This window comes from Labrenzia sp. THAF191a, assembly GCF_009363335.1.
GTDB lineage: Bacteria > Pseudomonadota > Alphaproteobacteria > Rhizobiales > Stappiaceae > Roseibium > Roseibium algicola.
Window position 1 is genome coordinate 49,735 of the sequence record NZ_CP045335.1, and the last position, 21,123, is coordinate 70,857.

Here is a 21,123-nt window from a genome sequence, read left to right on the forward strand (position 1 = left end):
CAATGACCATCCCGACAATTTCCGACTACCCGATGCCGAAGGACTTTCCGGCGAACAAGACCGGCTGGAAACCGGATGCCGCGCGTGCGGTCTTCCTGATCCATGACATGCAGGATTACTTCCTGCGGTATTACAACGCCGATGGTGAACTGATGACGCAGTTGATCGCCAACCTGCAGCGCGTTCGCAACTGGGCCTATGCAAACAATGTCCCGGTCATCTACACGGCTCAGCCTCATGACCAGCCGCCGGAAGACCGGGCACTCCTGAACGACATGTGGGGTCCGGGCCTGACCGTGGCCGACCCGGCCCTGCAGCAGGTGGTCAAGGGACTGGAGCCAGGCGAAAACGACGTGGTTCTGACGAAATGGCGCTACAGTGCATTTCAACGATCCGACCTCAAGGCCCGCATGGCATCCCTTGGCCGCGATCAACTGATCGTCGGTGGCATCTACGCACACATCGGCTGCCTGATGACTGTTGCGGATGCGTTCATGAACGACATTCAGGCCTTCATGATTGGCGATGCGGTTGCCGATTTTTCCGAGGCCGAACACAAGATGGCCCTGAAATATGTCGCCACCCGCTGTGGTGCGGTCACAGATACGGCAAGCCTCACAGGTGCAGCCCAGAGGTCTGAGCCGATGCGGGACTGGCTGCACAGCCGCGTGTTGGAGCTCATCGAAGACGACGCCGATCTCGATCCGGAAGAAAACCTGATTTTCTATGGTCTCGATTCCATTCAGGTCATGAAACTCGCCAGTGAACTGAAGGAACGCGGCATTGTGGTCGGCTTTGACGAACTTGCGCGTGTCCCAACCCTGAACGGCTGGTGGGCACTCATTGAAAGCAAGCGCCTTGCAGCCTGACACAGCAGAGCGCTCCGACATGTCAACTCGGCAGTTCGCAGGCAAGCGCGTGTTCGTAACCGGTGCCGCAAGCGGCATCGGTCGGCGCATCGCAGAAAGGTTTTGTGACGAGGGTGCCATGGTGCTTGGTCTGGACAGACAGGCCGGCGACAACACCCTGCCATTTCGCATTCTTACTGCGGACCTTGCCGATGCCCGTCAGGTTGAAAAGATCTCTACCGGGCTCATGGCGGACCGGTGGTACCCGGACATCCTGGTGAATGCCGCCGGTGTCCTGCGAACCGGGGCGGCGGAGGACCTGTCGCTAGAGGATTGGCAGGCCTGTATGAACGTCAACGTCAGCGGACCGTTCTACCTGCTGCGCCAATGGATACCGGTGTTCAAGGAACGGCAAGGCGGAGCGATCGTGAACATTGCCTCCAACGCGGCGCATGTGCCTCGCACGGGCATGACTGCCTATTGCGCGTCCAAGGCGGCGATGGCGAGCCTCAGCCACTGCATCGGGCTGGAACTCGCGCCCTTCGGCATCCGCTGTAACCTTGTCTCGCCGGGTTCGACCGATACGCCGATGTTGCGCGAAATGGCGGGTGTAGCATCCGGCTACAGGCAGCTCGTTGCAGGCCAACAGGATCGGTTCAAACTCGGCATTCCACTGCAAAAGGTAGCCACGACGGACGATATTGCCGAGACCGTGCTGTTCCTTGCGTCCGACAAGGCCGGGCACATCACGCTGCAGGACATCGTGGTCGATGGAGGCGCGACCCTGGGCGCCTGACAGCCAGCCCCCTCCCCTGCCCTCCATCGAGCCGGACCCTCCGGCAAATTTTCATTTACAAGGATTGCAAAATTGACAGCACCAGCTCCCACACCTTCCGAACACCCGGCAGCCGTTCCGCCCTTCAAGCTGATGGCACAGATCACGGCATATCGTACGTCTCAATGTATTCGTGCTCTTGTCGAACTCGGGATACCCGCCCTTCTGGTCGAGCGGGCGAGATCGCTGGGAGAGCTTGCGGAAATCACAGGAACAAAGCCCCGTCTCCTGGAACGAGTGCTCAGGCACCTGGTCAATGAAGAGGTGATTTCCCTGGATGAGCAGGGGCACTACCTCCCCTCCCCTGTCACCCGCCACCTCGTGCCGGGGCATCCGCAGAGCCTGCGCAACTGGGTGGCTTGTGAACTCGACCCGTTGCTCTGGCGAAGCTGGGAAAACCTGCCCGAACAACTGCGAACCGGCAAGACCGCCTTCGATCTGGCCCATGGCTCCGCGTTTTTCGATTGGCACGCGCAGGATGAGGCAGCGCAAAAACGGTTCGACGACCAGATGAACGGGGCCTCAAAAGGCATCGGTGCTGTCGTCGTCGACAAACTGGCATTCGCACCAGGCACCAGGATTATGGATGTCGGCGGTGGCAACGGGTCGTTTCTGGCGCAAATTCTGGACAGGAACCCTGAAACCACGGGAACTCTGTTCGAGCTTCCGCGCGGTGTCGAAGACCACGACCCGCTGTTCGAGCAGATGCGGTCGAACGGCCGGGCGACTACCCAAAACGGATCCTTCTTCGAGCATGTACCAGGTGGGGCCGATGTTTATCTGTTCAGCCGGGTCTTCCATGACTTTGACGATGAAGCTGCGATCACCATCCTGCAGAACACCAGCCAATCCCTGACGGGAAAAGAGCGCCTTTACCTGATCGACATGATGACCAGCGACGCTGCTGCCGGCGCCCGCGGATCGTCCCAGGATATCTTCATGATGACGCAGCTCGGCGGCAGGGAGCGGACGGCGGACGAGTTTATCGAACTGTTGGCGAAGGCAGGCTTTGAGACTTCTTCCATTACTCCGACGTCTAGCCCCGTCAGCATTCTGGAATTCAGGCTGGCAGGTTGATGCAGCCACTCCCCTCGCCTCTCGCTCGGAAAATCGATTCGCGCCAGGCTGATATTTAGACGGCTAATTTTCTCAAGCAATCAATGTTCTGCCGGCGGCTGGGGAAGCCCGTGCCGCCGGCAGAATTGTGTCGTGGAGCCTGATTTAGAACGTTGCCTTCGCACCAATGCCGAACATGCGCGGTGCCGTCATGGTGGCGAAGGAAGCAACTCCCGGCCGGTTCTCGAGATAGGTCGGAACACGCTCGTCGAAGATATTGTTCACGTAGCCATAGAGCTGGAAATGATCGTGAACCTGGTAGGTCGCCCGTGCATTCGCGATTGTATAGGGATCGACCTGGAAAGCAGGCGTGTTGAGATCGTCCGAAAAGTACCCGTCGAAATGCTCGACATTTGCCGAGAGGGTCAGGTTTTCCAGCACGCTCCAGTCCACACCAAAGCCCAGCATATAGCCCGGCGCCTTGCCGAATTCATTGCCTTCGACCGACGGCAGCGTGTCAAATTCGGAGATTTCGCTCTGAAGCACACCGGCATTGGCATTCACACGCAGATTGTCCAGGACCTGGTAGCTCATCGCCACTTCAAGACCATAAGCGTGGGCCCGTTCTGCGTTCAACGTGAGGAGCTGAGTCACACTGCTGCCAGGCAACACCGTTTGGAAGTAACGCTGGGAGTCGTGATAGTCGGTGTAGAACAGGTTTGCGGACACAAACAGTTTGTCGTCCAGAAGATTGGCACGGCCGAAAATTTCGTAGTTCCAGGACGTCTCCGCCTTGAACGGCAGGGCTTGTCCGTTCAGGAAGTCGAAGGCGACACCACCTGGATTGAAACCCCGATTGACAAGGCCGCCTACGGTAACGTCCGGCGTGATGTTGTAGGCGAGCGCAATCTTCGGCAGAAGCGCGTTGAAGGTCTCGTCGTAATCGAAATCCACGGGCCTGGGCGCAACCGTCGACGACAGGCCCGTACGCTTGATCCGGTCGCTCTCGAACCTCAGACCGCCTGTCAGGGTCCAGGCATCGCTGATCCGGTAATCGATCTCGGTGAATACACCCAGATTGGTCTTGGAATCCTCGAAATCCGGCGAACCATTGAAAGGCAAAAGCAGGGTTTCGTCTGACTGTGTATGAGCTGCATAAAGGCCGGCAACACCACTGAAGGTGCTGTCTTGCGTTCCGAAATTCACCAGGGTTTCGTTCGACCAGTTCTGCTGGTCGATGGTCGCATCGCCGTTGCCGACGGTTTCGACGCTCCGCTTCACTTCCAGATCGGTGTATTGGGTGACGTTGCTGACGACAATTCCGTTTTCGAACTCATAGGAAAGGTCGGCGATCCCGGTGTGTGAACGGGAATAGAAGCTCGGCACGTTTGCCTGGCTGTTTTCAAGCCGGTCGTAGGGCTGGACTGTCGCAGCTTCATATGTCGGCTGATTGTTCTGAGCGGTCGCATAGGTGAGCTTTGCCGTCAGACCCGGAATGGCGTCCGGTGTATAGAGCAACTTAGCCCGTCCATTGAAGGACATGATATCGAGGTTGGTCTCGTCATCCGTGAAGCTTGAATTGATGTAGTCGATGAACGTGTCGCGGCCGTAGTAGTCCAGCGCGACACGGGCGGCGAGCTGGCTGCTCAGCGGTCCGCTTAGCATGCCCGACACACGGTGAGTGTTGTAGCTGCCGTATTCAGCCTGCAGCGCACCTTCCGGCGTGAACGTGGGATCCTTGGTCTTGACGATGATCGCACCGGCGATGCTGTTCGCACCTTGAGACGTTGTCTGTGGGCCCCGGAACACTTCGATCTGGTCCACATCCCAGATCGATGTCGCACCGAACACAGTTTCGAAATAGGTCTGGTAGTGTCCGTCTATGTTGATGGACGCCCGAGGAACGGTACCTGAATAAAACGCGACCGCGCCAGTGTTTGGCCCTTGCGTATCCTGCCCGCGGATAATGGGCGCAACGCCTGCCGTGCCGGGATAGTAGACGTTGGGAACGTCCTGAATGGCACTCTGGACATTCTCCTCATCCGGCCGTGTCGCCAGATCCTCCCCCGTTATGATTTCGACCGAGCTGGCCGTCTCCTGAAGGCTGCGCGAAATCTTCTCGCCGCTCACGAGAATCGTATCGAGGACAGTTACGTCTGCAGCAGTTCCGGTTCCTGCATCTTGAGCCCATGCGATGCTGGTAACCATCTGTGAAACGGTGAACACGGCGGTGCTGCCAAGCATCGTCGCAATACGAGTCGGTTTCATCTCTTGATCCTGATGACTTTGTGACTGCGCGAGCTGGAAAAGCCTTGCCCACGAGCGGTTGGGGAGAGACGACCCTGTCACCGGTTGCGGCTCATGCTTGCCCCAGCCGCCGGTGACCGGATCAACTGAATTTCACTATACAGAACTCGTTACACATTTCAACATGAGTATAAAACTCATAAATAAATGTGGCGAACTGGCAACACCTTCAGTCAACAAACTGAAATTCAACGGAAAATCTGCTGCATTCGCGATTGAACTTGCAACGGTTGCCAAATACCCTGTCGGTGAGACGGGAGGGGTGTGCGTTGTCGAAATATTCAGATTGGTTGCACGACGAATCCAGGCATCAGCCGATTAAGGTGCCAGGCAATGAGTGAAAACGCAGATGGTGAAATGACCGGGCAATCACCCAAACGCTCCGGCAACATTCAATCCGTTTCCATTGCCACGCGATTTTTGAACATCCTGGCCAATGGCTCCGAAGCCATGGCTCTTGGCGTCATCGCCAAACAGGCCGGCACCGGCAGCCCGACTGCACACCGATACCTTCAAAGCCTGGTGAAGGAGGGGCTCGTCATGCAAGACCCCCAGACCGGGCACTACGATCTTGGCCCAACCGCGCTGAGTATCGGCATTGGCGCCTTGAAACGCGTAAACCCTGTAGAGATCGCGGCAAGGCACACGAAGCAACTCGCCAGTGGGTACGCCGCAAGCGCGGGCATTGCCATCTGGACCGAGCGTGGCCCAACAGTCGTGCGCTGGTATCGCAGCGCACTTTTTTCGATCAGCTCCGTCGGGCTTGGTGACGTCCTGCCGGTCGACAATTCCGCGTGCGGTCTGGTCTTCCAGGCATTCCTTCCCGAAAGCCAGATCAACGTTGCCAGGAAATTACAGCCACCTCATTTCCGAGGCAAACCACCCTCGCGCAAGATCCTCGAGACCGTTCGCGCCGAGTGCTGGGCCGAACTGACCGACCACCTGCTGCCAGGTATTACGGGACAGGCTGTACCGGTGTTTGATGCACAGCAGGAGATTGCCTGCGTGATGACAACAGTCACAAATCTTGGCCTCATGCACAAGCCCGAGGACAGAAAGGCTCTATTTGACTGTGCCCGGCAAGCTGCCCGGGAAACTGGTGGCCTGGATGCGTTCACGGGTTTGTAAGCCCCCTCCCCTCTCCGAGCACCCGCAATACAGCAGGCGTGCAAAAAGGCTATTAGCCGGAACGGGTCCAGCCAGAAGGCCAGCGACCATCTAACGACCCGCCAGGCGCTCGCCGCCCCATCAACCAAAAAAGCCTCGGGATTGAGGACAGGCCCTGACATCTGGTGCCCAGCCCTCACAGGTCGCCCACCCAGTTTTTTGTTGCGCATTTTAGCCACAAGGACCGCAGGACTTTTTCGCCTGGAACCCTTGCATTACAAACCATGATCATCGCCGGACAATCGCCAAAATTGGCGTCTGGTTCTTCGCGCCTCTACGAACACTCGGCACGGCACCGCCCCCAATATAGCAATTGCTATAATTTCCAGCGAAGCGACTTTTGTCGCCGAGGGGTCACAACCTACACCCGGAAAAATCAGCTGATATAGCAATTGCTATATTCACAACGTTTTGCCCATGGCAGTGCCTGAAACGTTTACTAACGTTATGAGGCGTCGGCGACTGTGAACCTGAAACTTCCGAAAATTCTGAACAGGCATCACATTGCAGATGGCCATTTAAATCCCCCAGGCCTTGGACAATCCGTAGACAGCACTTTCAAAGAAATACCGCTCAGCTTCCTGAGAGCATTCTCAGAACCAGAACATCGCGCCATCCAACGCTAAAAAAGAAGAGATCAGAAAACACCTCAAATCGGACAAGGTATCGAAAAAAAATTGCTCCCTGACACAACGAGTTCCGGTTCGCACGGGCTGTCGAGATATTCGTTCTTTGAAGCGAGTCAGGACAAAACGGAGCGGGCAGGCAGGTGACACCGAACGAAGAAAGTAGCGAGACCTCTGGTTGGAGACGCAAGCCTCCGCTTCTCACAATGCGTCCAGCCGAAACTAACGGAACATCTGCTCCTCCAGCGCCACCCCGTCTAACGTCTCCTCCACCAATGAGTGCTAAGCAACACCTTCCGCAAACCACGTGACAATACAGAGCTCAATCATTCGGCGGCTTCAATTCAAGGCTAAACGACGAGCCGCCTGTATGACAGCAACCGGACGCCGAACCGGAGATCATTAGACCAACGAAAACTACGTAGCACTTGAAGAAAACGTCTTCACGCCAAGAAGCGCATCGCATTAGGGGAGGGCGCTATAGCCACAGAACCAACCTTACTGCGCTAAAGGTCGTTTCACGCAACTAGCAAAACCGAAAAAGCCATCAATTAACTGGGCTCGATTGCGACCTCTTCCATTTCGAACAAATGCATGCTTTCAGACTGGAAACCAATGCACCGTCAACATCAGCGAAGTCTACGCCAACGCTCCCTTGTTGGCTTCATATTGCTCAACCCGCGTTGGTCAAACCTTCTTCCACGCCGCAACCAAACATAAGCCTCCTGATTGCTGCCTCAAACAGCCGCCCCCATTGGGAATGAAATCCTGAATTGAGTGGAGCAAACGCTAAGTGGACAAAGTTGCCCCGCGAATAAGGGCTGCCAAATCGATGCCCTGCAAACTCTGGCTGATGAAATTGCGCAGCCAGTCAGACAGGAACAGGACGACATTCGTTCATAAAGATGATTGCAGACTTGATGACATCGACCAAACCAGCCGGCCCTTGGACCAGAATCCAACCGATCACCATGAGAGGCACTACGCGCGATGAAGCCCACCAATCATTACATTCAATGATCATGCCGCGCTGAAAAACATTGGGAAATTGCGCGGCAGTCCCGAGCAACGCAAAACGCCGGCCCCAAGAACGACCTCTTTGCAGATGGATCCTGCCAAAGTCAGCACAACACGATATGGATGCACCTTGACCATGGCAACAACCTCTCGTCGCTTGTACGCCGCAAGGGAGTATGAGACTTTATTAACTGTTTTTTAAGGAGTTCAACTCGACTGATGGATCAGCTAATGATTGAGGAGAAGTGATCCGGACGGGCCACAATCAAGACCTGCCCGGATCTCCCTCATGAGCTTCCTTCGCGTTGAACAACACCCCAACATCCTTGTAGAACGTGCGCGGAAAAGACTTGCGGGGCCAGACAGGAAGCCGCGTAGGAGACCTTTACGACGGCTTTCATCGATTGCGGGGTGAGGGCGGATTCAGTGGTTGGCCGACAGATCTCTCTTCAGCAAATCAAAACTGCTCACTGAAGAGATAAATTAGAACGGCCATGCCCACCTAAGCGTCTCTTTGCGAACTTATGTTTCGCAAAGTCACAGTCGCGAGAACCGCCAGAACGATGACCACGACAGCGCTAACAAGCGACGCAACCCCGAGACCTTCAACGAAACTGGATTTTGCCTGCTCAATCAGACCCGGTGGTAGTTCTGAGGCATTCGACATTGCAGCCCATAGGCTGTCATTTACGGCGTCACGTATTTTCGCTGGTAGGTCCAAGGGCGCGAGGGACGCAATGTCTTGCCGATAGACGACGGCAGACACACTGCCCAGAATGGCAATGCCCAATGAAACGCCAAGATCCTGTACGGTTTCCGACATCGCAGATGCCGACCCTGACTTCTCGGCTGGTGCAGAACCAACCACAAGATCGGTTCCAAGTGCGGCAATGGTACCAAGACCAAGATAAGCCAATGAAAATCCGGCAATAACCAAAAATAGCTCGTTAGAGCCGCCATCAAGCTGACTTAGCAAAAAGTATCCAAACGCTGACAACACCAGCGCAGCAGCGACAACAAAGCCAGGCCGGACACGTCGCGCTATCAGAGGCGCACCAATGCCCGCAATTATCATGGCAAGCGCCGGGGGCCCCATCCAAAGACCTGCAACCACAGGAGAGTAGCCCTTGACCAACTGCAGGTACTGCGTGACCAAAAGCATCGTCCCACCGACAGCTACCAAGCCAAAAAGCAAAATGACCAAGGCAATAGAAAAGGCCTTGCTTGCGAATAGACTCAGATCAAGCAACGGATCTTCCAGTCGCTGTTGACGCCGGATAAACAGCACAGCAAACAATATTCCTACTGCCACCGCCCCCAATTCGTCCGGCCCGACGCCAATCTTGGCGATTTGCTTAACCCCATAAACAGCAGGAAACAGCGCAGCGAGCAATAGGGCCACACTGGTCAAATCAATAGGTCCGCTACTCGACGCACGGTTCTCAGGCAAGAGAAAAGGAGAGAGAATCAACAACAAGACAACGACAGGAACAGCAATCAGGAATGCCGCACCCCACCAGAAAAAAGTCAGCATTACTCCGCCGACAATTGGACCTAGAGCCATGCCAAGTGCAAACATCGTCGTCCAGATACCGAAACCAAGCATCCGTTGACGTGGTTCGACAAAAAGATCGCCAATCAAAGCAAGCGTAGAGGGCATGAGCGTAGCAGCTGAAATCCCCAACGCCGCACGCGCAGCGATCAGAAACCCGGCCGTAGGTGCAAAGGCGGCTGCCACCGAGGCGATAGCAAACACGGCCGCACCAATCATCAATAGCTTACGACGTCCGATGCGGTCGCCAAGTGTACCCATTGTAATCAGGAACCCGGCGATCATAAAACCATAGGAATCCATAATCCAAAGAGCCTGGGTGCTGGAAGCCTGCAAATCCGAGGCAAGCACGGGCAAGGCGAGGTGCAACAAAGTTAAATCCAGTCCGAGAAGCGCTGTTGGCAAGGCCAATAGTGTCAGACCCAGCCATTCACGTGGCCCCGCAACCGCCGCAGAACTGTTAGTCAGCTGCGGTGCTGAGCGATCCTCAACAGGACAGGTTTCGCTATGAGATGTCATGATGCCTCCTTGATAGAGGCCGAAAATCAGACCAAGCTTACCCTGATACAAGATTGCATTTTATCCTATTACAAAAGGTAATGGCATGCCCGCTCAGCGCTTTATACGTACCAAGGAAGACCTATCGAATTTCCTTATCCACCACCGGGCGAAGCTCTCTCCTGCGCGCGTTGGCTTGCCCACCACAGAACGTCGTCGAACACCCGGACTACGCAGAGAGGAAGTTGCGCAACTGGCAGGAGTTGGTCTCACCTAGTACACTTGGTTCGAGCAGGGACGAGACATTAAAGTCTCAGAGAGCTTCCTACTGAACATTGCGAAAGCACTGAGGTTGGACGACGCTGATTGTAGCCGTCTTTTCCTATTGGCCCATGGTCGTCCACCGCCACCAGAAGCGTATCAGTGGGTCACTGTTTCACCTGCAATTCAGCAACTGCTGGATGATCTGGTCACGCGGCCTGCCTACGTTCTGAACATGAGATGGGATGTTATTGCCTGGAACCAGGCAGCGAACAGGTTATTCGGCTTTTCGCGGTTCGAAGCCAATTTTCGAAATCTGATGCGACTTGTATTCGTCGATTCCGGGATGCGAGAGCGTATGCCCGACTGGAAACAGGAGGCGCCAAAACTACTTGCACAGTTCCGCAGCGATCTGGTTGTCGCCCCTGACGATCCAAGCATAATATCCCTGATTGAAGATTTGAAAGCACTGTCTCCGGACTTTCGCCGGGGGATGGAGCAGGCGATGTTGGCTGGATACAGCAGAGCGATAAGCGCCGTTCTTGACGATCAAGGGAATCGATTGGACTTCACTCATGAAGCACTACTGGTCGATGAGCATCGGCACCTGAGGATGATCGTCTGCTTTCAAAAGTTGAAAGCCGAAGGACAATCAGATCAATTGCTGTGAGCGGAAAATCGAACATTCTACTCCGCTCCGGTATCACCCCAACAATCTGGCAGACCGCCGTCTGCTGCGCCCGGCATCGCTGTAATAGCTGGACGCCTGGGCGAGGGACCTGTGCCGGGACTGCAGCATGGCATCCTGGATCGGAATGTCCCTGTTGGCCGCTTCCGTCAGAAAGCCTGAGCGCAAGCCATGCGCGGAAAAGTCCTGCGGGTCCAGTCCGGCAAGTGCACAGCGTTTCTTGACAATGGCATTCACCGATTGCGGGGTAAGGGCGCGGGTTTTCAGGTTGCCCCACTGATCGATCGCGCGGAAGACGGCCCCTTCCTGAATCCGGGCCGCTTCCAGCCAGGCCTTCAGCGCATAGACACTCCGTCCGATCAAAAGAACCGAATTGTCGTCCGAAGATTCTTCCGTCTTGGTGCGCCCCAGCCGCAAGCTGGCGGCAGGCAGCAGATCGCTCTCCGGGTCACTCGGATCCAGAGGCAAAAACGCCTCCCAGGTGATCTGACCAAACCGCATTCCGGACAACTCGGAGCGCCGGCGGCCACCGGAGGCAAACCCGACCAGCAGCAAGGCCCTGTCGCGAATGTCCATCAGGCTTGGTGCGGCGTAATCCGTGCCGTTACATGTCGCGAGCAGCAGCTCGAGACAATCGGCCGTGATGGCTTTGCGGCTTTTCCGCGCCCGCGGCCGGTCGGCCACACGGGACGCAAGTCGCATGGCCGAGCGCACGTCCGGATCCGAGAAGTGTCCCTGCAGGGAACGCCAGCGATGCAGCGTCGACCAGGAGGCAAGGCGCCGCTGCACAGTCGCCGGTGCATGCGGGGGCCGTAGGCCCGCCGTATTTTTCGCGCTGCGGAGCAATCCTTGCGCCTCAAGCTGCCTCGCAATGTCTTCAGGCATCCCGTGACCGGGATCAGACATCTTCTTGTCCGAATCCCACAGGTGATGGGCGATGAACTTGAGAATGAGCGGCGCCGGTGCGGGCCAGGGCAGGGGGCTTCCGGTTGCCGCCAGGCACCAGCCTTCCAGATAGGAAAAATCGGAGGTCAGAGCTCGCAGCGAATTCTCGCCCATGCCTTCCCTGGCAAGGTGGCGCAGGGTGTCGATGTCCTCATCGGTCAGAAGCCGGGCCAGCTGCTCCGCCCGGTCTGAACCGGCAAGGGCCGGCAGAATGGCGGACAACGTGTCGAGGGTTTCTATCTTGTCGCGCATTGCCTGGTCCGCGGTCTCGTTCCGTGCAGCCTCGTTCCGTGCGGACTGCGACAAGAGACGGGAAGCGGGGAGGGGGCTTTCGGGCATGGCTGACAGGCTTTTGCGGGTGGGGAACAGGGGCCAATGTCTAGCATGAGGACGCTGAAAAGTCTAACTATCGATAAGCTATAATTATCACTGTTTATAATCCTGAGTTGACAGATATCCATGTGATGATACTTTTTTGCTTGTTGATTATCGTTAATGAAATATTATCAGCCGATGTCAATGAGTTACGATCTCCGCAAGTCCCTGAAATCACTGGATTGGCTCGATCTGGCCGACCCGCTCGATCGCGCCGGCCGGTCCCTGACCCGAGCCGACGAGAGATTGCGACGGACACCAGCGCTGGAAGACGGCGTGCGCAGCCGGTCTCACCTGTTTGACACCTGTGCCTCCATGGCCCTCGATGGAGACCTTGTTCATCTCGAGGACCTTGTCCTGCACGACGCGGGCACCGACAGACGCGCGCCCACCCACGAGTTGACCCGGGCCGCCAGGTTCCTGGCGCTCCGCAGACGGGTCGACCGGCAAACCCCGGACACTGTCTTGAGCCGCGACGGTCTTCTGACACTTGTGGGCCGGCCCTCAGATGACGCCGAGTTCGAGACAACGACGATCAGAAGCTCGGGAGAGGGGAGGGGACGTGCCGCTTCACCCTCGGTGCAACAGGACACTGCCGACACGGAAAAAAATCTTTTTGCCGAGATCGACGCCGTTCTGGAACGCTCCAGACACCTGGCGCAGGGAACCGTCCCGGAAAGACCTGTCTCTTCCCGCCAAACCGGAGACATACCTTCCGCGCACTTCTCTCGGTTTACCGAACGGGGCGATCGACTGGACGACTGGCTGAATATCAAAAAGGAAGCTGAAGCCCTGAAATTGCCGCCGGTTCTGTCGGCTGTCCTTTTGCTTGATGCATGGCAGGTGCTGCAGCCGCTGGACGGATGGCCGGAACTTGGCCGCCTGCTGTCGGCGGTCTTCCTGAAAGCGCAGGTGACCACGTCTCATTTGCCGAGCCTGTCAGCGGGATTGCGAAAGTCGCCTTTTCGCTGGCGCCGCAAGGACACGTTCCAGGTCCGTATCGCCGGCCTCCTGTCCGGTTTTGAAAAAGCCGCCCAGGAAACCATGGATCAGCTGGACCGGCTCTCGATTGCCCAGGAGCAATTGGCACGTCATTGCCAGTCTTGCCGAAGCCACTCCAGGCTGCCGGAGTTTGCCCGGATGTTCCTGTCCCGGCCCCTGGTGACCATTCCCATGGCTCGCCAGGACCTGGGTGTCACCGCCGCCGCGGTCGACCGCATGATCCGTCAACTCGGCCCCGCGCTTCCCCGCGAGCTTACAGGCCGAGACAGATACAGGGCCTGGGGTATCTTGTGACGTTTGCCTAAGTGACCTGTCAGAGGAAGATCCCATGGAACATGGGGGCAGGGATTAGGGATTAGGGATTAGGGATCAGGCACAACGCCACAGTCTCATTCCGGGCGATACCCGCGCCTGTGCTTTTGTGCCGCCAGCTTCTGCTGATGCGCCAGAGCCGATGACACATCCGCAAACAGATCAAGCCGCGTTCGCCCCCAGGTGCCCAGGCGTCCCCATGTCCGGCGAACGGCAAATCCGCCGAACAGGGTGGGCTCAACCGACAGGTGGTAGAACCGGTTCATGTTCCGGCCCGGGTCCACGCGCTTGAGGAGAAGGAGATCGTCATCTGGTTCCATGACCGCAGTGTCGAAGATCTCCGAACAGCGGTCCAATGAATGATTGGAATCGATGCGAAGGAACGGATTCAAATGGATGATGTGTGGCGGGGAAGAACAGTGCCAAAGGCGGAGGCTTCTCAGCCACAGTCGGACGGCGTCCAACATGCCTTAATCTGGCCAAGGGTGACACCTCAACAGGATTGCCCCTGGCAAGACTTGATAGGCGGCCGGTCAATCAAGTCGGCTGGGAGACAACGGTTTGTCGCTGTGTCCCAAGGCCGGAGATGCTTAGATCGACAACGTCACCAAGCTTGAGAAACTGCGGCGGCTCGAGCCCAAGGCCTACGCCCTCCGGCGTTCCAGTGGCAATGACATCAACGGGCATCAGACGCATGAAATTGGCAATGCCGATTCTTTTACTAGGTAAGAAAAAGCGACCGGATGGGGGCGGAGCCCCCATCCCATCAAACGCTCAGGCGCGGGTGGCCTTCACAATGTCCATAAACTCGCGCGCACGCGTAGCATCAACCGCATTCCAGGTGTGTCCGTCAACTTTCAGCGACGATCCCACGATGCAACCATCGGCGATCTTAAGGATATCGGCTACTGTTGCATGCTTGACGCCCGTGTTAGCTAGCACTGGTGTTTCAGGAAGCATTTTTTTTACCGCTTCAAGATCATTCATCCTAGCAGCCTCGCCTGTGATCGCGCCCGAGACCAACACTGCGTCGGGAATGGAAGAGAACACAGCAGATCGCGCGCGGTCCGGTAGCGGGCGGGTGTCGAGTGAATGGGCGAATTCAGCCGAAACGTTGTTCAGGATCACCAGGTCCTTGCGATCGAGCCGGCGCGCTTCGCGCAGTGCCCGACCGGCGTTCGGTGTCCACGGCCCCATGTCTGAGGCGTAGGTTCCGGTAAAGATCTCGCGGACGAACGAGGCTCCTGTCGCCGCGGCCAGAGCAACAGTCGCGTCTGGATCCCAAAGTACGTTGACGCCATAGGGCTTGCGGATCTTTTCGCGCAAGCGTCCGATCACGAAAGCCATCGAAGCAGTGGTAGCGACATTCACGGCAAGTTCGTACGGGCGATCATTCTCGTTGCCGAACATCACGGCATCGACATCTGCGGCCTGGAGCGCTTCCAGATCCCTGAGCGCAGCCTGATAAATTCCCTCGATGCCTGCATCGGCATCGTAAAGAGGTGTACCGGGCATTGGGTTGAGGTGAACCATCGCGATAACGGGTTTGACACCCGGGAAAAGCGACCCGAATTTCATGGCAAGTCTCTCCTTTGTCCCCGCCTGGTGCGGGATTCGTTTGAAGCCAAATGGAAGCAATCTCAGGTCTTTCTGCGTTCGAGCAGAAAGAAGAAGACCACTGTGATGAGAAGAACAATCAGGAGCAGCACGAAGGCGGCTGCGCTGCCTTCGTTCAAGGCAAGGCCCTGGAAGGCGCGTTTGTAGGCAAAGAAGGACAACAGCTCGGTCGAGACACCAGGGCCACCCTTGGTCAGGATGTAGATCAAGTCGTACGTCCGGAATTCGTTGATCAGCTGAATGACCACCGCGATCATCGCGACCGGCCGCAGGAGCGGCAGGGTGATGTACCAGAATTGCTGCAGTGGGCCTGCGCCATCAACCTCGGCCGCTTCATAAGGATCCTTTGGCAGCGAAGCCAGTCCGGCAGACAGCAACAGGATCACGAAGGAGGTCTGTTGCCAGATGTCGATAAAGATCATCGTCTTTAGTGCCAGATCCGAATCGCCGAGCCAGTCGATTATCGGCAGGCCAAGCCCCGCCAGGGTCTGATTGACAATCCCCAGATTGGGCTGCAACAGCATTCGCCAGATCAGCGCGACGGCGACTGGTGACATTGCCATCGGCAGGGTAAGCACTGCGAAATAGACACCGCGCATCACGATTACCTGTCGAAGCATAAGCGCGATCGCCAGCCCGACAACGAACTCACCCATCACCGTGGCAACCGAATAGCGCAGGGTTATGCCGAGGGAGTTCCAGAACAGCGGTTCGGACATGATCGACAGGAAATTTCCGAATCCGGTTATGTTCAGCTCGGGACGAACAAGCGTCATGGACGAGAGAGAGATAGCCGCGGCATACAGCACCGGCAGGCCCATGACGACGCTCAGCATCGTCAGACCCGGGCCGGCGAAGCCCCAGCCCGCGCGCATCATTTCGGTTGTTCTCGTGCTCATCAAGTGTCTTTCGGTCAGCAGGAAACGGGAGGCAGGCACGGGTTCGCCGCCTGCCTCCTTGACGTGCGTTACTTGTTCATCAGATCAGTAAGACCAGAGGCAGCCGCCTGAAGCGCCTCAGTAACGGTGGTGTCTCCGCTGGCAGCCAGGGAAACCTGAGTTCCCAGAGTGTCCTCGTATTGCGCCGAGTACGTGAAGATCGGGAAGGACTTTGCGCTTTCAACCACGGCCATGGCGTCCTTGTAGAACGGGTATTTCGCCAGCACTTCCGGATTGGTGTAGACATCCGCGCGCACCGGAGCATGGCCTTCCAGTGCCCGCGCGACCGCAATCTCCTTGCTCTGGACCCAGGTAATGAACGTCCAGGCAGCGTCCTTTTCTTCCTGCGGGACATTCTTGGCAATGCCCCAGCCCCAGCCGCCACTTTCACCGTGCCCCCCCGGCATGACCGAGAGCGCCACCTTGCCTGCAACATTCGGGCAGCTTTCCGCGTTGTCGATCTGCGGCAGCATCCACCAGTAGGTGACCATCGAGAACGCTTCGCCCGAACACATCAGCCGCATCGTGTCATCGAGCGTGGCTGACAGGGCGCCGGTCTGTGCAGCGTTTTTGATCGCATCGACGTAATGGTTCAGAGCCGTTTCGCCAGCTTCGGACGCAAGCACGACATTGCCGTCGGAATCGAGGTAACTGCCGCCCGCGGAGAACAGGTAATTGGAGAATTCCATTGCGTTCGGGTCACCTTTTTGACCCTGCATCGCGGCGCCGTTGACGTTGCCCTGCGCCTTCATGAATTTGGCAATCCGCACATATTCCTCGAGCGTCTTGGGGGCTTCCAGCTCCTGACTGGTTTCGGACTTGTAGGCCGACTTCAACTCCGGGTCGCTCAACAGGTCGGTGCGATAGATCAGACCCATCGAATAATTGTACATGGGCACCAACGGCATGAAGTCTTCGCGATTTCCCAGAAGATCCATGGTCGAGGGAATGAAGGCCGCCATGTCGAACCCGGATTTCTCGGCATAGGGCTTGAGATCTTCAAGCCATCCCGCTGCCGGGAACTCGCCCGCCCAAAGGAAGTCAACTTCGAGCAGATTGTAGTCGCTCTCGCCACTGACCAGCTGGGCGACCAGCTTGTCGTGCATATCACCGTATCCGACCTTCTCGAACTCAACCTTGATGCCGGTCTCTTTCTCGAACTGAGGGAGCATCTTTTCGATGATCGACGTTTCCGGGACGTCTTCCATCAGCGCGCGCAGTGTCACACCGTCGGCAAGAGCCGTGCCGGCCCAAAGAGACGCCCCAAGGCCAAATGTCAGCGAATAAATAGTCTTTCTCATTTCGTAGTCCTCGTCTGTAAGGTTTGACTGTTTTTATTGTTGTTATTTCACCGACCCGAAGGAGAGCCCTTCGACCAGGTATTTCTGAATGAATTTGGCCGCGATCATCAGCGGCAGGATCGCAAGCGAAACGCCCGCTGCGACATTGGAGATCTGCACGCCATTCGAGGTTTGCAGACTTGCCAGAGCGACCGGAACGGTCGCGGTTTTCGACCCGCCCAGGATCAGGGCGAACAGAAACTCGTTCCACGACAGGATGAAACCGAGGACTGCCGCCGCCAAGATGCCGGGCGCTGCGACCGGCAGCACAACGCGCCAGAATGCTCCCCACCGGGTTGCCCCATCGGTCATCGCCGCGCCTTCAAGATCCTCGGGAACCGCTTCGAAGAAACCCATCAGAATCCAGGTGAGAAAAGGCAGATTGACGGCGGCGTAGACGATCGTCAGACCGGTCAGCGAATTGGTCAGGCCGAAGTTCCGAAACAGCATGAAGGTCGGCAGGGCGAGTGCGACCGGCGGCAGCATCTGGCTGGCAAGCGTCGCGAAACGTGCCAGCCGCCCGCCGGTGCGAAACCGCGCGAAGGCGTATCCTGTCATCGCAGCCAGCGGCATCGTGACGAGCACCGACAGGCTCGCAACAATCAGCGAATTCATGTAGTTGCGCCCAAAATTCTTTTCCGCGAACAGTGCACGGTAATTGTCGAGCGTCACCGACGGGAGGATTACCGAACTGTAGCTGTCTTGCGCGGGAACTAGCGATGTGCGGAGCACCCACAGGATGGGAAAAAGCACGATTGCGACCGCCAGGATCAGGCCGATATGCGATAGGATCCGCCTCCCCATCTCAGGCCTCCCTGCCGATTACATCGCCGCTTGCGGCGTCGAACAGATGCATGTGGCCGAGATCCGCATAAAGCGTGATGGTCTCACCGATCCGTGGCAGGAAGTGACGATCAACCCTAGCTGAAATGGACAGGCCCTCGGCCTCCACGACAATCAGGTTTTCAGGGCCCAGAGCCTCCAGCACCGTCACGGTTCCCTGGAAGGCTTGCGCGCCGGGTCTGGGTTGGGTCAGGATGTCCTCGGCCCGCAATCCGAACAAAAGCCCGGTCCCGGCGGCCGCCCGGTAGAGAGCCGCCTCCCGCTCGGGCAACGGCCCGGCAATGGGACCCGCGCTGAGTTCCACCCTCTCGCCCACGACGGTCAGGTGCGCCTCTATCAGGTTCATTGCCGGAGCGGCGAGGAACTGCGCCACGAAGGTGTTTCGCGGCCTGGCATAAACCTCAAGCGGCGCGCCCACCTGCTCGATCCGGCCGTCGCGCATGATGCAGATCCTGTCGCCCATCGTCATTGCTTCAACATGATCGTGGGTAACGAAAACCGTGGTCTTGCCGACACGTCTGTGAAGCTTCACCAGCTCCTGGCGCATTTCGCCGCGCAGCTTGGCGTCAAGGTTTGACAGCGGCTCATCCATCAGGAAGACATCCGGCTCACGCACGATCGCCCTTCCGAGCGCCACACGCTGCCGCTGACCTCCGGAAAGGGCCGTCGGCTTGCGATCCAGATAGGGCTGGAGGCCAAGCACCGATGCTGCCTGTACAATCCGCCGATCCTGCTCGTCCCTTGGCGTCTTGCGCATCTTCATGCCGAACCGCATGTTTTCGCGAACGCTCATATGCGGATAAAGCGCATAGGACTGAAACACCACCGCCACATTACGGTGGCGCGGCGCCAAACGTGTCACGTCCCGCCCGGCAATACTGATCTGTCCACCCGTCGTCTGCTCGAGACCGGCGATCATCCTCAATGTTGTGGACTTGCCGCAACCGGACGGACCGAGGAGCACCATGAACTCGCTTTCCTCGATGTCGAGAGAGACGTCCCTCACTCCGAAATTGCCGAGGCCATAATCTCTGCTGATCTTGTTGAGCTTGATCTCTGACACGTTGCGTCCCGTAAGGTAGAAGATATGACTTGGGTGACTATGCGCTGACCGCGGCGTTAGGTCATGTAAACGCCGCCAGTCACATTGATTGCCTGACCGGTCATGAAGCGCGCTGCATCCGAACAAAGAAAGACGACCACACCAGCGACGTCTTCAGGGGTTTCGATTCGTCCAAGGGGCGTTTGCGAGACATAGTCCTGCTGCACCTCTTCAGGTGACATGCCGCGCAGTTCGGCCTCCCAGGCTATCTCGCGTTCCTGCATCGACGTGCGCACGAAACCCGGGCAGACCGCATTCACGCGAATGCCTGAAGGCGCCAGTTCGCGCGCCAGTCCCTGCGTCCAGCCGACCACGGCAAATTTGCTGGCCGAATAGTGAGCGAGCAACGGCGCCCCGACCTTGGCAGCGAGCGAGGCGGTGTTCACGATTGTCCCGCACCCCCGGTCCAGGAAGTAACGGGCCGCAATCTGGTTGGTTAGAAACACGCCGCGCGCGTTTACATCCATGTTGAAGTCCCAGTCGCGATCAGTCAGGTCGACTGCGCGCCGCATGCTGGAGACACCTGCGTTGGCAATGCAAATGTCGATGTTGCCCATCGCTTCAAGCGCCGATGAAAATGCCTTCTCGACAGAAACCCGCTCGCTGACGTCAACCTGAACCGCATGGTGCCTCGCACCCAGACGCCTGGCCGCGGCCTCCGCCCTACCTATATCCAGATCTGCCACGGTCACCGTTATATCCTGGGCCGCAAGCGCCTGTGCGATCGCCCAGCCGATGCCGTTTGCAGCACCGGTGACAAAAGCGGATTTTCCTGCGAGCCCCGGATGCGCCTGGAGGGCTATTTGGTGTTCGTTCATGTTTCACTTCTCCAAAATTGATCAAAAGCAAACATACGTTCACGGATTTGACAAGAAAAATGTTTGATTTTGTTCGATTGAAATCTCATGTATGTTCTGATTTGATTGTTTTGTTGATTTTATGAAGAGACTGCCGAGATGACAGACACCACGATCCATCCGACGCAAGACCCATCGGTCAAACGGGGCCGGACACCTGCCCAGGCGCGGCTAGCGGCAATCCTCGATCGTCTCAATCAGGGCGGGTCGGTTTCTGTTGCCGAGATTGCCCAGGAATTCGGTGTTTCGGATATGACCGTTCGACGGGATCTTGCCGAACTGGAAGGACAGGGCTTGCTTGAACGCGTGCATGGCGGCGCCGTCAGCCTGCAGCACGGCCCCCTGACGGTGATCGATGATGTCGAACCTTTGTTCGATGCCCGCCGGCGCCTCAACAGCGATGCAAAATCCAGGATCGCGCACGCGGCTGCGCGGCTGGTGGCGGACAATCAGACGCTGGCATTCGATCTTGGAACGACCGTGCTAGCCGGCGCACGAGCGCTGATCTCTTCCGAGCCCGCACCGGGGCTGCGCATCTTCACCAACAGCTTGCGGGTGGCTCAACTGGCGGCCGCGGCGTCGGTGCCGACCTACGTCCCGGGGGGGCTGGTCCAGCCGGGAGAGCTGTCCGTAACCGGACAAGCCGCTGTTGAGAATTTCTCCCGCTATTACTTCGATGCGGCGCTAATAGGGGCGTCTGGACTGACCCCCGACGGAGTGTTCGATTATTCGCCTGAGGAAGCCGCGATGAAGTCGGTTTACATTCAACGTTCTTCCCGGCGCATCCTGATGGTCGACAGTTCGAAGTTCCGCCGTATCTCCACCGTTCGCGTGGCTGACCTGGCGCAAATCTCTATCCTGGTCACCGACGCCGCCCCGCCGCACGAACTGGCACAGGCGCTCGAAGAAGCCAACGTCTCGATCATGATCGCCTGAC

17 protein-coding genes and 1 pseudogene are annotated in these 21,123 nt (G+C 57.4%); 7 read left to right on the top strand and 11 right to left on the bottom strand.

The genetic code is table 11. The features are described from left to right. The first annotated feature begins 2 nt into the window (after window positions 1-2). The 3 genes from FIV05_RS28645 (at window position 3) to FIV05_RS28655 (ending at window position 2,760) form a co-directional block, all read left to right on the top strand. Window positions 3-869 (top strand): isochorismatase family protein, encoded by an 867-nt coding sequence (locus tag FIV05_RS28645; RefSeq protein ID WP_152512169.1) that lies wholly within the window; start codon window positions 3-5, stop codon window positions 867-869. 19 nt (window positions 870-888) lie between these two features. Then, window positions 889-1,644, top strand: coding sequence for a 2,3-dihydro-2,3-dihydroxybenzoate dehydrogenase (gene dhbA, locus FIV05_RS28650; RefSeq protein WP_152512168.1), 756 nt, complete (start codon window positions 889-891; stop codon window positions 1,642-1,644). Window positions 1,645-1,716: 72 nt separating this feature from the next. Further along, a complete protein-coding gene (locus FIV05_RS28655; RefSeq protein WP_152512167.1) occupies window positions 1,717-2,760 on the top strand; it encodes a methyltransferase in 1,044 nt (347 codons plus the stop codon). A gap of 144 nt (window positions 2,761-2,904) precedes the next feature. Here the strand turns inward: FIV05_RS28655 and FIV05_RS28660 are convergent, their stop codons facing one another. After that, a complete protein-coding gene (locus FIV05_RS28660; RefSeq protein WP_152512166.1) occupies window positions 2,905-5,007 on the bottom strand; it encodes a TonB-dependent receptor in 2,103 nt (700 codons plus the stop codon). A 372-nt stretch (window positions 5,008-5,379) separates the two neighbouring features. On the opposite strand from FIV05_RS28660, the gene FIV05_RS28665 reads away from it, so the two are divergent. Beyond that, window positions 5,380-6,174 (top strand): IclR family transcriptional regulator, encoded by a 795-nt coding sequence (locus FIV05_RS28665; RefSeq protein ID WP_152512165.1) that lies wholly within the window; start codon window positions 5,380-5,382, stop codon window positions 6,172-6,174. A gap of 2,184 nt (window positions 6,175-8,358) precedes the next feature. On the opposite strand, the gene FIV05_RS28670 is transcribed toward FIV05_RS28665, so the two are convergent. Next, the gene (locus FIV05_RS28670; RefSeq protein ID WP_152512469.1) at window positions 8,359-9,927 is read right to left on the bottom strand and encodes an MFS transporter; all 1,569 of its coding nucleotides are present in this window, start codon (window positions 9,925-9,927) and stop codon (window positions 8,359-8,361) included. Between the two features lie 331 nt (window positions 9,928-10,258). On the opposite strand from FIV05_RS28670, the gene FIV05_RS28675 reads away from it, so the two are divergent. Continuing rightward, window positions 10,259-10,837 carry a transcriptional regulator gene (locus FIV05_RS28675; protein WP_353622192.1) on the top strand — a complete coding sequence of 193 codons (579 nt, stop codon included), beginning with the start codon at window positions 10,259-10,261 and terminating at the stop codon, window positions 10,835-10,837. 33 nt (window positions 10,838-10,870) lie between these two features. Here FIV05_RS28675 and FIV05_RS28680 read toward each other — a convergent pair whose 3' ends face one another. Then, the gene (locus FIV05_RS28680) at window positions 10,871-12,052 is read right to left on the bottom strand and encodes a tyrosine-type recombinase/integrase (RefSeq protein WP_152512164.1); all 1,182 of its coding nucleotides are present in this window, start codon (window positions 12,050-12,052) and stop codon (window positions 10,871-10,873) included. Window positions 12,053-12,319: 267 nt separating this feature from the next. On the opposite strand from FIV05_RS28680, the gene FIV05_RS28685 reads away from it, so the two are divergent. Next, window positions 12,320-13,471 (top strand): RHE_PE00001 family protein, encoded by a 1,152-nt coding sequence (locus FIV05_RS28685; protein ID WP_286202335.1) that lies wholly within the window; start codon window positions 12,320-12,322, stop codon window positions 13,469-13,471. A gap of 95 nt (window positions 13,472-13,566) precedes the next feature. Here FIV05_RS28685 and FIV05_RS28690 read toward each other — a convergent pair whose 3' ends face one another. From FIV05_RS28690 to FIV05_RS28725, 8 genes and pseudogenes are all read right to left on the bottom strand, one after another. After that, a complete protein-coding gene (locus FIV05_RS28690) occupies window positions 13,567-13,809 on the bottom strand; it encodes a WGR domain-containing protein (protein ID WP_055661600.1) in 243 nt (80 codons plus the stop codon). Window positions 13,810-14,026: 217 nt separating this feature from the next. Further along, window positions 14,027-14,197, bottom strand: a pseudogene (locus FIV05_RS28695) (fumarylacetoacetate hydrolase family protein); the annotation flags it as partial. A 66-nt stretch (window positions 14,198-14,263) separates the two neighbouring features. Further along, on the bottom strand, window positions 14,264-15,067 hold the full coding sequence (locus tag FIV05_RS28700; RefSeq protein ID WP_152512161.1) for a BtpA/SgcQ family protein: 804 nt from the start codon (window positions 15,065-15,067) through the stop codon (window positions 14,264-14,266). Window positions 15,068-15,129: 62 nt separating this feature from the next. Beyond that, window positions 15,130-16,005, bottom strand: coding sequence for a sugar ABC transporter permease (locus FIV05_RS28705; protein WP_286202334.1), 876 nt, complete (start codon window positions 16,003-16,005; stop codon window positions 15,130-15,132). A gap of 68 nt (window positions 16,006-16,073) precedes the next feature. Then, window positions 16,074-17,345 (bottom strand): extracellular solute-binding protein, encoded by a 1,272-nt coding sequence (locus FIV05_RS28710; protein WP_023000261.1) that lies wholly within the window; start codon window positions 17,343-17,345, stop codon window positions 16,074-16,076. A 42-nt stretch (window positions 17,346-17,387) separates the two neighbouring features. After that, complete coding sequence (locus FIV05_RS28715) at window positions 17,388-18,188, bottom strand: carbohydrate ABC transporter permease (protein WP_152512160.1); 801 nt, start codon at window positions 18,186-18,188, stop codon at window positions 17,388-17,390. A 1-nt stretch (window position 18,189) separates the two neighbouring features. Further along, window positions 18,190-19,290, bottom strand: coding sequence for an ABC transporter ATP-binding protein (locus FIV05_RS28720; RefSeq protein ID WP_152512159.1), 1,101 nt, complete (start codon window positions 19,288-19,290; stop codon window positions 18,190-18,192). A 56-nt stretch (window positions 19,291-19,346) separates the two neighbouring features. Continuing rightward, a complete protein-coding gene (locus tag FIV05_RS28725) occupies window positions 19,347-20,147 on the bottom strand; it encodes an SDR family NAD(P)-dependent oxidoreductase (RefSeq protein ID WP_152512158.1) in 801 nt (266 codons plus the stop codon). A 138-nt stretch (window positions 20,148-20,285) separates the two neighbouring features. On the opposite strand from FIV05_RS28725, the gene FIV05_RS28730 reads away from it, so the two are divergent. After that, window positions 20,286-21,122 carry a DeoR/GlpR family DNA-binding transcription regulator gene (locus FIV05_RS28730; RefSeq protein ID WP_023000265.1) on the top strand — a complete coding sequence of 279 codons (837 nt, stop codon included), beginning with the start codon at window positions 20,286-20,288 and terminating at the stop codon, window positions 21,120-21,122. Window position 21,123: the final 1 nt, after the last annotated feature.